This is a genomic window from Xanthomonas sp. NCPPB 2250 (genome assembly GCF_056725265.1).
Genome location: NZ_CM161520.1, coordinates 1,244,654 through 1,254,131, shown reverse-complemented (window position 1 = coordinate 1,254,131; position 9,478 = coordinate 1,244,654). Strand labels below are relative to the sequence as shown.

The 9,478-nt window shown below is 69.6% G+C and carries 7 protein-coding genes; 1 reads left to right on the top strand and 6 read right to left on the bottom strand.

The genetic code is table 11. From position 1 onward, the window contains the following. Positions 1–166: 166 nt before the first annotated feature. Positions 167–2,239 carry a sensor histidine kinase gene (locus AC1PMG_RS05255; protein WP_481110889.1) on the bottom strand — a complete coding sequence of 691 codons (2,073 nt, stop codon included), beginning with the start codon at positions 2,237–2,239 and terminating at the stop codon, positions 167–169. 67 nt (positions 2,240–2,306) lie between these two features. Between AC1PMG_RS05255 and AC1PMG_RS05250 the strand changes: the two genes are divergently transcribed. Next, entirely contained in the window at positions 2,307–2,990 is a 684-nt protein-coding gene (locus tag AC1PMG_RS05250; RefSeq protein WP_342072801.1) for a response regulator transcription factor, read from the top strand. Between the two features lie 157 nt (positions 2,991–3,147). On the opposite strand, the gene AC1PMG_RS05245 is transcribed toward AC1PMG_RS05250, so the two are convergent. The 5 genes from AC1PMG_RS05245 to AC1PMG_RS05225 form a co-directional block, all read right to left on the bottom strand. Further along, positions 3,148–4,152: a class I fructose-bisphosphate aldolase gene (locus AC1PMG_RS05245; RefSeq protein ID WP_481110888.1), complete on the bottom strand. Its 1,005-nt coding sequence runs from the start codon at positions 4,150–4,152 to the stop codon at positions 3,148–3,150. A 158-nt stretch (positions 4,153–4,310) separates the two neighbouring features. After that, entirely contained in the window at positions 4,311–5,660 is a 1,350-nt protein-coding gene (locus AC1PMG_RS05240) for an HD-GYP domain-containing protein (protein ID WP_481110887.1), read from the bottom strand. A 105-nt stretch (positions 5,661–5,765) separates the two neighbouring features. Next, entirely contained in the window at positions 5,766–7,232 is a 1,467-nt protein-coding gene (gene pyk / locus AC1PMG_RS05235) for a pyruvate kinase (protein WP_010341498.1), read from the bottom strand. A 237-nt stretch (positions 7,233–7,469) separates the two neighbouring features. Beyond that, positions 7,470–8,120 carry an HAD-IA family hydrolase gene (locus AC1PMG_RS05230; RefSeq protein ID WP_481110886.1) on the bottom strand — a complete coding sequence of 217 codons (651 nt, stop codon included), beginning with the start codon at positions 8,118–8,120 and terminating at the stop codon, positions 7,470–7,472. Beyond that, entirely contained in the window at positions 8,117–9,292 is a 1,176-nt protein-coding gene (locus AC1PMG_RS05225) for a phosphoglycerate kinase (RefSeq protein ID WP_481110885.1), read from the bottom strand. The genes AC1PMG_RS05230 and AC1PMG_RS05225 overlap by 4 nt, the downstream gene beginning before the upstream one ends. Positions 9,293–9,478: the final 186 nt, after the last annotated feature.

Here is a 9,478-nt window from a genome sequence, read left to right as displayed (position 1 = left end):
GCGGCGGTGTCGTCAGGTCATGGCACCGCTTTCGTCGCGGCCCTCGCCGGCACACGAATCGGCACCGGGCTCTCTGCACCAACGCGCGGCGGTCGGTCGCCGCCGCACCCGATTGTTTTTGCTGTTGGCGCACACCGTGCGCCGGGATACGCACGGCCGCCTGCGATCAGGCATCCGTCGCCGGCAGCACGCGCGACACTGCGAGCTGTGCATCCGGGCGGCGCGGCAGCAGCAATACGAAGCAGACCGACTCGTCGGATGCCTGCCTGGCCAGGCCGACCCATCCCCCAAGACGCTCGGCGATGCGCCGCACCAGATACAGACCGAGCCCCGCGCCCGGCGCATGTCGCGCGCTTTCGCCACGGTAGTACTTCTGGAACAGCCGCTCGCGTTCGGCAGGCGCGATGCGTTCGCCCGGATTGGCGACCTCCAGCCGCAGCCCTCCGGCACTGCCGCGGACGCGCACGCGGATGGCCATGCCCACCGGGCAATGACGGTCGGCATTGGCGAGCAGGTTGCGCACGGCCACCCGCAGCAGTCCGGTATCGGTGAGCAGACCGTCGTCGTCGGTGAGAACCTCGCAGACCACGCGCTGCGGCGGGAAGTCGCGGCACAGGTCGTCGAGCAGGACGTGCAGGGCGCAAGGCTGCAGCCGCAGTTCCGAGGCCGCCTCGCCCATGCGGTCGTCGGCGAGATACTCGTCCACCAGCGCCAGCAGCCGTTGCGCCGCGTCGCGGATGTTGCCGCAGCGCACGCGATTGCGTTCCGGCGGCGCATCCAGCTTGCGCGCCAGCTGTTGCGCCGAGGTCATGATGACCGCCAGCGGCGTGCGGAACTCGTGCGACACCATCGCCACGAAATCGCGTTGCTCCTGCATGACCTTGCGCTCGGTCTGCAGCAAGCCGCGCAGGTCGTTCTCCAGCGCCTGCCGCCTGCCGATTTCGTTGCGCAGCTCTGCGGTGCGCAACGCCACGTCACGCTCCAGCGCCAGACCGTGCCTGCGCGCGAGTGCCACCGCGGCCTCGGCATGCCGCCGTTCGCGCAAGCGGCGCTGCCGCTCGTAACGGCCGATGAGGAACACGCTCAGCAGCGTCATGTGCAGCATGGTGCCGAACGTGGTGGCGTACTGGGTCCACGCATTGACCGGGACGAATCCGAGGTTGCGCAGGAAGCCCAGCATCACCCCCAGATAGAACGGAAAGAACGCGAGCACGAAGAACAGCGCCGGCCGATAGCGGCGCCACAGCAGGTGCAGGCCCAGCCCCGCCAGCAGCAGGATTTCCAGCAGGCCCAGCGACTGCACCGGCTGCATGCCCCAGGCGTAGTGGCCGGCAAGCACGAACACGGCACACCCCAACGCGACCGCCCACAGCAGACGTGTGCCCCAGCGCACCAGCCGCGGATGAAAGGCGCGCAGGTTCAGTTGCCGGCTGGCGACCTGGAATCCCACCGGCAGACTGCAGGCGATGCTGATGCCCAACAGCGTGTCGCTCCACGCCATCGGCATGCCGGTGACCTGCTGCACCAGGCCGATGGACATCGCTTCGTTGAACACGCAGCCGCCGAGATAGGCCACGAACAGGCCACTCATGCGCGCGCGCGTGGCGAGCCAGAACAGCACGTGCAGGCACAGCAGCAACAGGTAGAAGCCGAAATACAGGCCGAACTGCAGCCCCTCGCGCCGCGAGTGGTTATCGAACGGCAGCCGTTGCCAGACGTCCAGACGGGTGACCAACGCGTTCTTGCTGCGCAACCGCAGCAGCAACTCGTAATCGCCGGGATGCGCGGGCGCGAACTGGAAGACCGGACTGCGGTAGTCCACCGGCCAATCGCGCCGCGGCACGCGTTCGCCGCTGTCCCCCAGCGCGCGCCAGGCGCCGCCCTCGGGCCGCGCGTAGGCCTGCACGTCGTCGAGCAAGGCATTGCTCAATCGCACCATCCAGCCGCCGGGCGGTACACTCTGGACATGAAGAGGCAGGCGCAGCCACACGGCACCGTCGGCGAATCCCGCGTTGAGGCCGGCGGGCAGGCGGATCCAGCCGGTCGCGGCGGCGGCCTGCACCACGTCCAGTCGGCCGTGCGGATCGTCCAGGCGCTGCAGATACCCGCTCGCATCGTGGTGCGCGCTGGTCAGCGGCAGCGCCGCGACCGGGGATGGCGCCGCGTCGGCGGCCACGCACACGCCCACGACCACCACGAGCCATGCGCCCACCAGCCAGCGCCACCATTGCGCCATCATTCGCCATACCGCACCGTTGCCAGCCGATGACGTTACAGCAAACCGCACTGCGCGAGGACGCGGCTCCATGTCCGAAGTGATCCTGCTCGAGGACGAACCGGTGCTGTGCGAGGAACTCGGCGAGTTCCTGCAGGATCTGGGCTATGTCGCCCTCTGCGTGGACAGCATCGCCGGCTTCCGGACGCGGTTCGATCCGGCGCGCCACACCATGGCGGTGATCGACGTCGGTCTTCCCGACGGCAGCGGCCTGGAACTGGTCCGTGAACTGCGGCGTGCCGGCCATCGGCTGGGCATCGTGGTGTTCAGCGCGCGCAACACCGCCAGCGACCGCATCGCGGGGCTGGAACTCGGCGCGGACCACTACCTGGGCAAGGGCGTCGATCTGGACGAACTCGCCGCCACGCTGGCGTCGCTGGGCCGGCGCCTGGCCCTGCCGCCACCGGCCGCGCGCTGGGTCCTGGAACTGGCCGCCGCACGCCTGAACGTTCCCAACGCGCCGCCGGTGCCGCTGTCGCGCCAGGATCTGCTGGTGCTGGCCTGCCTGATGCGCCATGCCGGCGAGAGCGTGGGCCACCGCGAGATCGCCGACGCGCTGGGGGTCAACTTCCTCGAGTACGACCGGCGGCGGCTGGACACGCAGATGTACCGCCTGCGGCGCCGCGTGGAGGAGATCAGCGGACGCCCGCTGCCGGTGAAGACCTTGCGCAACAGCGGCTATCGCTTCCACGCGCCGGCGGCGCTGGCGCCCTGAGCGCAATGCGGCGCGTCGGGCGCCGCTCACGCCGGTCCTGGAGCGTGGTCATCGATGCGGGAGCGCCCGTGTGGCCGCGCGCAAGGCGCTGGACCGCAAACGAAAAACGCCGGCGATGCCGGCGTTCTTCTTTCCTCTGAGGCGATGTCGGGGCCGATCAGCCCTGCCACTTGCCCAGCGCAGCCAGGCCGTTTTCCTTGGCGCGCTCGTACACCACTTGCTGCGCCTTGGCGAAATTGCCCTTCATGTCCTGCGCCCACAGCTTCAGCGCGGCCTGCTGCATGGCGCGGCCGTAGGAGAAGCTCAGCGGCCACGGCAGGTTGCCGAGCTGGTTCATCGCGTTGAGGTGCGCGGTGGACTGCTCGTCGGTCTGGCCGCCGGACAGGAACACGATGCCCGGCAGGATCGCCGGCACGGTGCTCTTGAGGCACATCACGGTGGACTCGGCCACTTCCTCGACACTGGCCTGCTCGTCGCAGTCCTTGCCGGCGATGACCATCGAGGCCTTGAGGATGGTGCCTTCCAGGACCACGTTCTGCTCGTACAGCGCGCCGAACAGCGAACGCAGCGTGGCTTCGGTGACCTCGTAGCAGGTCTCGATGTCGTGGTCGCCGTCCATCAGCACTTCCGGCTCCACCATCGGCACCAGGCCCTGCTCCTGGCACAGCGCCGCATAGCGGGCCAGTGCATGCGCGTTGGTCTCGATGCACACGCCCGACGGGATGTCCTCGCCGATGGTGATGACCGCACGCCACTTGGCGAAGCGCGCGCCGAGCTTGTAGTACTCCTCCAGGCGTGCGCGCAGGCCGTCCAGGCCTTCGGTGATCAGCTCGCCCGGCATGCCGGCCAGCGGATGCGTGCCCTTGTCGACCTTGATGCCGGGGATGACGCCGTGCTCGGCCATGTACTTGGCGAACGGCACGCCGTCCTTGGTCTTCTGGCGGATCGTCTCGTCGTACAGGATCGCGCCGGAGATGTGTTCGCTCAGCTTGGGCGTGGTCAGCAGCAGCTCGCGGTAGGCACGGCGGTTCTCTTCGACATTCTCGATGCCCACGCCGGCGAAGCGCTTGGCGATGGTGCTGGTGGATTCGTCGATCGCGATGATGCCCTTGCCCGGGGCGACCATTGCCTGTGCGGTTTCGGCAAGCTGTTCGATGCTCATACGGTTCCTGATGGCTGCAGCGGGGGAACGCCCATTATACCGGGCCGGCCTGCATGCATTCCGTTACCGCGGGAATTGCAAGCGGTTACAGGCGTAGACCGTGCAGGTTCCAGGCACGTCAGCCGAGCGCATCCGTCATTGCGTCACACTGCGCCTCTTCATCGGCCTGCGCGGTCCGCAGCGGCGCAGCGTCCAGGTCCGGCGCCGGCGCGCCCTGCGCTGTCGGCAAGGCGATGTCGAGCGCATCGAGCAACGGCCGCCAGTCGTCGGCGGTGCGCCAGCAACGCGGCGTGGCGGCGCAGCCCCGGCAGCTGCCAGCGCAGTTCGCAGCAGACGCGGTCGACTTCCTCGGCCACTTCCGGCGCGGCGATCAGCCACGGCAGTTGCTCGACCATCTTGCCGGCGCCGGAATCGTGGATGGCCATGATGTAGCCCACGATCAACAGCAGCAGATGCTGCAAGGCCGCGCGCTCGTCCTCGCGCAGGTCGCCGCCGCGCTGCAGCCGCAACGCCTCGTCGCGCGCCCGCTCCAGGCCGTCGAGCAAGGCCGCCACCACCTCGCGCAGGTGTTGCGGATCGTGCGCCGGCGCCTGTTCCAGCGCGCAGTCGCGCAAGCGCTCGGTCAGCAGGTCGACCACGTCGCGCGGGAACTGCCCGGGCACCACGCGCAGCGCGATGCGCATCCGCGCCAGCGCCTGCGCGTGGCCCTGCTCGCGTTCGAACAACCCATCCAGCGCTTCGGCACAGGAGATCAACCGGCCCAGCGGCGACAGCGCCGACGCGCCGACCGGATAGCCGGAGCCGTCGATGCGTTCGTGGTGCTCGCGCGCGGCCGCGGCCTGCTGCGCCGAGTACACGCCGGATTCGCCCAGCAGCGCGGCACTGATCACCGGGTGCACGCAGCGCATGCGCCACTGCCCGAAGTCCTGCTGCGCCTCGGGAATCTCCAGCACCACCGGATCCACGTACATCTCGCCGAGATCGTGCAGCAGGCCCACTTCCGCGGCCTCGCGCATCGCCGCATCCGAGCGCGACAGCAACGCCGCCAGCCACGACACGAGCATCGCCACCCGCACCGCGTGCGAAAACGCGGCCGGCCGGGTCTGGCCGAGGGTGGTCAGCAAGGTGCCCGGCGCGCCCAGCGTGCGGGCGCGGGCCAGCATGGCCATCACCGGCTGCGCCTGCTCGCCCAGCAACTGCCGCAGGTGCGGGTGTTCGTCCAGTTCGCGCTGCGCGGCCAACTGCACTTCGCTCGGGCGCAGTTCCTCGCAGAACGCCAGCGAGGATTCCAGCGGACGCAGCAGGCGCCGCGCGATCAGGCGCTCGCGCAGGCCGGCGTTGATGCGCTGGCCCTTGGCGACGAGCAGGATGCCGCGGCGGTCGCGGATATCCTCGGTGACCACCAGCTCGCGCGTGGCCGAGGCCTGGATCAGGTGTTCAAGGCAATGCGTGCCGGGGCGCTCGGGCAGTTCCAGCCCGAGTTCGGCGTGCGCGCTTGGGGACGTCATGGGGGTGTCGCACGATCAGGGAACGGGAGGGCGCCGCGCCGTTCCATGCGCGATCGAACAGGTGTTGCCGACGGCGCGGCGGCAGGGGCCGCCGCGCCGCGTCCTTCAGAGTTCGCCCAGGCCGCTGGCACGGCCGTCCGGGCCGACCTCGAGCAGGCGCAGGGTGTTGGTCGCGCCGTGGGTTTCCATGTGCTCGCCGCTGGTGAACACCACGCGATCGCCCGGCGCCAGAAGTCCGGCTTCGACCAGCACCCGGATCGCGCCGCGCGCGGCCTCGCGCGGGGTCAGGCCGCGGCTGTCGAAGTTGATCGGGAACACGTCGCGCATCATCGCCATGTGCCGGCGCGCGCCGTCGTGGCGGGTCACCGCGAAGATCGGCGCCTTGGCGCGGAAGCGCGACAGGTAGCGCGGGGTGCCGCCGGATTCGGTCATCGCCACGATCGCACGCACGCCCACGTGCTGGGACAGGAACATCGTCGCCATGGCGATGGCCTGGTCGGCGCGCTCGAGGTTGCGCGGGGCCATGCCGAAGTCGGTCTCGGTCTCGAACTGGCGCTCGGCGCCCAGGCAGATGCGCGCCATCGCCTCGACCGCGCGGATCGGATAGGCGCCGGCGGCGCTCTCGGCCGACAGCATCACCGCGTCGGTGCCGTCGATCACCGAGTTGGCCACGTCCAGCACTTCGGCGCGGGTCGGGATCGGGCTTTCCACCATCGACTGCAGCATCTGCGTGGCGGTGATCACCACTTTGTTCTGCGCCAGCGATTCCTTGATGATCTTCTTCTGCAGGCCGGGCAGCTCGGCGTCGCCGATCTCCACGCCCAGGTCGCCACGCGCGACCATCACCACGTCCGAGGCCTCGACGATCTCGCTCAGGTTCTCGATCGCCTCGGTGCGCTCGATCTTGGATACCAGGGCCGCATCGCAGCCGTGCGCGCGGGCGATGCGCCGCGCCTCGTTCATGTCCTCGGCATTGCGGCAGAACGACACCGCGATGAAGTCCACGCCGATCTTGGCGACGATGCCGATCAGTTCCTTGTCGCGCTCGGTCAGTGCGCCCAGCGACAGGCCGCCGCCCTGCTTGTTGAGCCCCTTGCGGTCGGACAGCACGCCATCGTTGAGCACGCTGGTGACGATGCGCTCGCCCTGCACCTCGACCACCTTCAGCTGCATCAGGCCGTCGTCCAGCAGCAGCACGTCGCCCGGCGCCACGTCCTGCGGCAGGCCCAGGTAGCTGACGCCGACCTGGCTGGCGTCGCCCGGCGCGGCATTGGGGTCGGCGATGAGGTCGAAGCGGTCGCCGAGCTTGAGCGAGACCTTGCCCTGGGCAAAGCGCTCGATACGGATCTTCGGACCGGGCAGGTCGGCGAGGATGCCGATCTCGGCACCGACGCGGGCCGCGGCGGCGCGCACTTCGGCGGCGCGCTTGGCCTGGCCGGACGGATCGCCGTGGCTGAAGTTCAACCGCACCACGTTGACGCCGGCGCGGAACAGATCCTCGAGCACGCCGGGCGGGTCGGTGGCCGGACCGAGGGTGGCGAGAATCTTGGTGCGGCGCTGGCGTTCTATCATGATGGCATCCTTGGAAAAAGCGCTCAAAGCTAGCACACGCGCCCATCACACAGCATGGCATTTCGGCATAGACGCACGCGCGGCCCGGCATAGCGAGCGGACAATGCGGGACAGTATGTGGTCATGCCACGGCAACGACCGCCTGCCCTCGGCCACCGCGTGGGCAGGCGCACGCCAGGCGACGCACCATGCGCAGCCAGCGCCCCGTGCGCCGGACGCACCGGCGCACGTGCCCATTCAGGCCGCGACGAGCGCCGGCAACTGCGCCGGCGACTGCGCCAGCACATCGGCACCGGCCTGGCGCAGTTCCTCGGCATCGCCGAAGCCCCACAGTACGCCGATGCTGCGCATGCCGTGGTGGCGCGCGCCGTCGATGTCCATGCGCCGGTCGCCGATCATGCGGCACCGCGCCGGCACGACCGCGAGCCGCCGCAGCGCCTCGGCGATCAGCTCGGGCTTGGCCCGGCGCGCGCCGTCGTCGCTGGCGCCGACGATCTCCTCGAAGCGTCCGCCGAACGGCAGGTGCTCGACGATGCGCCGCGCGAAGCGTTCGTTCTTCGAGGTCACCACCGCCAGGCGGTGACCGGACGCAGCCACCGCTTCCACCGCCGCGCCGATGTCCGGAAACACCGTGTGCTCGCGCCAGCCATCGCTGTCGTAGCGATTGCGGTACAGGGTCAACGCCTGCTCCACCAGCGCCGCATCGCCGCCGAAGTGCTGCTGGAAGCTGTCGCGCAACGGCGGGCCGATCCAGGCGCGCAACTGTGCCGGTGTCGGCAGCGGCTGCCTCAGTTCGGCGAAGGCGTGGCGCAGGCTGCCGACGATGCCGGCCTCCGAATCGACCAGGGTGCCGTCCAGGTCGAAGAACAGGACGTCGGCGGCGCTCACGCGCCGCGCGCCTGCAGCGCGGCCACCGCCGGCAGGGTCTTGCCTTCCAGGAACTCCAGGAACGCGCCGCCGCCGGTGGAGATGTAGCTGACCTGCTCGGCGATGCCGTACTTGTCGACCGCGGCCAGGGTGTCGCCGCCGCCGGCGATGGAGAACGCCGACGAGGCGGCGATCGCCCGCGCCAGGGTTTCGGTGCCCTTGCCGAAGGCGTCGAACTCGAACACGCCGACCGGGCCGTTCCAGACCACGGTACCGGCCTTGGCGATCAGTTCGGCGTAGTGCGCGGCGGTCTGCGGGCCGATGTCCAGGATCAGGTCGTCGTCGGCGACATCGGTGACCGCCTTCACCGTGGCCTCGGCGTCGGGCATGAACTGCTTGGCTACCACCACGTCGCTGGGCAGCGGGATCGCCGCGCCGCGCGCATTGGCGTCGGCGACGATCTTGCGCGCGGTCTCCAGCAGGTCCGGCTCGCACAGCGACTTGCCGACCGCATGCCCGGCCGCGGCGATGAAGGTGTTGGCGATGCCGCCGCCAACGATCAACTGATCGACCTTGTCCACCAGGTTGGACAGCAGTTCCAGCTTGGTCGAGACCTTGCTGCCGGCGACGATCGCCAGCAGCGGCTTGGCCGGTTGCTCCAGCGCCTTGGCCAGCGCATCCAGCTCCGCCATCAGCAGCGGGCCGCCGGCGGCGACCGGGGCGAACTTGATCACGCCATGGGTAGACGCCTGCGCACGGTGCGCGGTGCCGAAGGCGTCCATCACGAACACGTCGCACAGCGCCGCATACTTCTTCGCCAGGGCCTCGTCGTCCTTGCCCTCGCCGACGTTCATGCGGCAGTTCTCCAGCAGCACGATCTGCCCCGGCTGCACGTCCACGCCATCGACCCAGTCGCGGATCAGCGGCACGTCGACGCCGAGCAGCGCAGCCAGGCGGATGGCCACCGGCTCCAGCGAATCCTCCTGGGTCCACACGCCTTCCTTGGGCCGGCCCAGATGCGAGGTCACCATCACCGCCGCGCCCTGCTCCAGTGCGTGCTTGAGCGTCGGCACCGAGGCCAGGATGCGCTGCTCGGAGGTGATCAGGCCATTGTCGATCGGCACATTCAGATCTTGCCGGATCAGCACACGCTTGCCGGACAGGTCGAGATCGGTCATTCGCAGGATGGACATGTGATTGCTCGCTTTCGTGGGGTTGCAAAGGGAAAACCGCGCCATCGGTGCAGTATCGGCGTCGGCATCGGAACGTCGGGTGCACGCCGTTCGGCCGATCGCCGCGCAGCGGCGAAACCACCATTTTCCGGCGTCGGCCGCACAGCGGCAAATCGGTGGGGTACGGTGCGCTGCCCCGCGCGCGCG

Coding starts and splice junctions, on each gene's coding strand:
- AC1PMG_RS05255 (WP_481110889.1), bottom strand. CDS start 2,239: ATGATGGCGCAATGGTGGCGCTGGCTGGTGGGCGCATGGCTCGTGGTG.
- AC1PMG_RS05250 (WP_342072801.1), top strand. CDS start 2,307: ATGTCCGAAGTGATCCTGCTCGAGGACGAACCGGTGCTGTGCGAGGAA.
- AC1PMG_RS05245 (WP_481110888.1), bottom strand. CDS start 4,152: ATGAGCATCGAACAGCTTGCCGAAACCGCACAGGCAATGGTCGCCCCG.
- AC1PMG_RS05240 (WP_481110887.1), bottom strand. CDS start 5,660: ATGACGTCCCCAAGCGCGCACGCCGAACTCGGGCTGGAACTGCCCGAG.
- pyk (WP_010341498.1), bottom strand. CDS start 7,232: ATGATAGAACGCCAGCGCCGCACCAAGATTCTCGCCACCCTCGGTCCG.
- AC1PMG_RS05225 (WP_481110885.1), bottom strand. CDS start 9,292: ATGTCCATCCTGCGAATGACCGATCTCGACCTGTCCGGCAAGCGTGTG.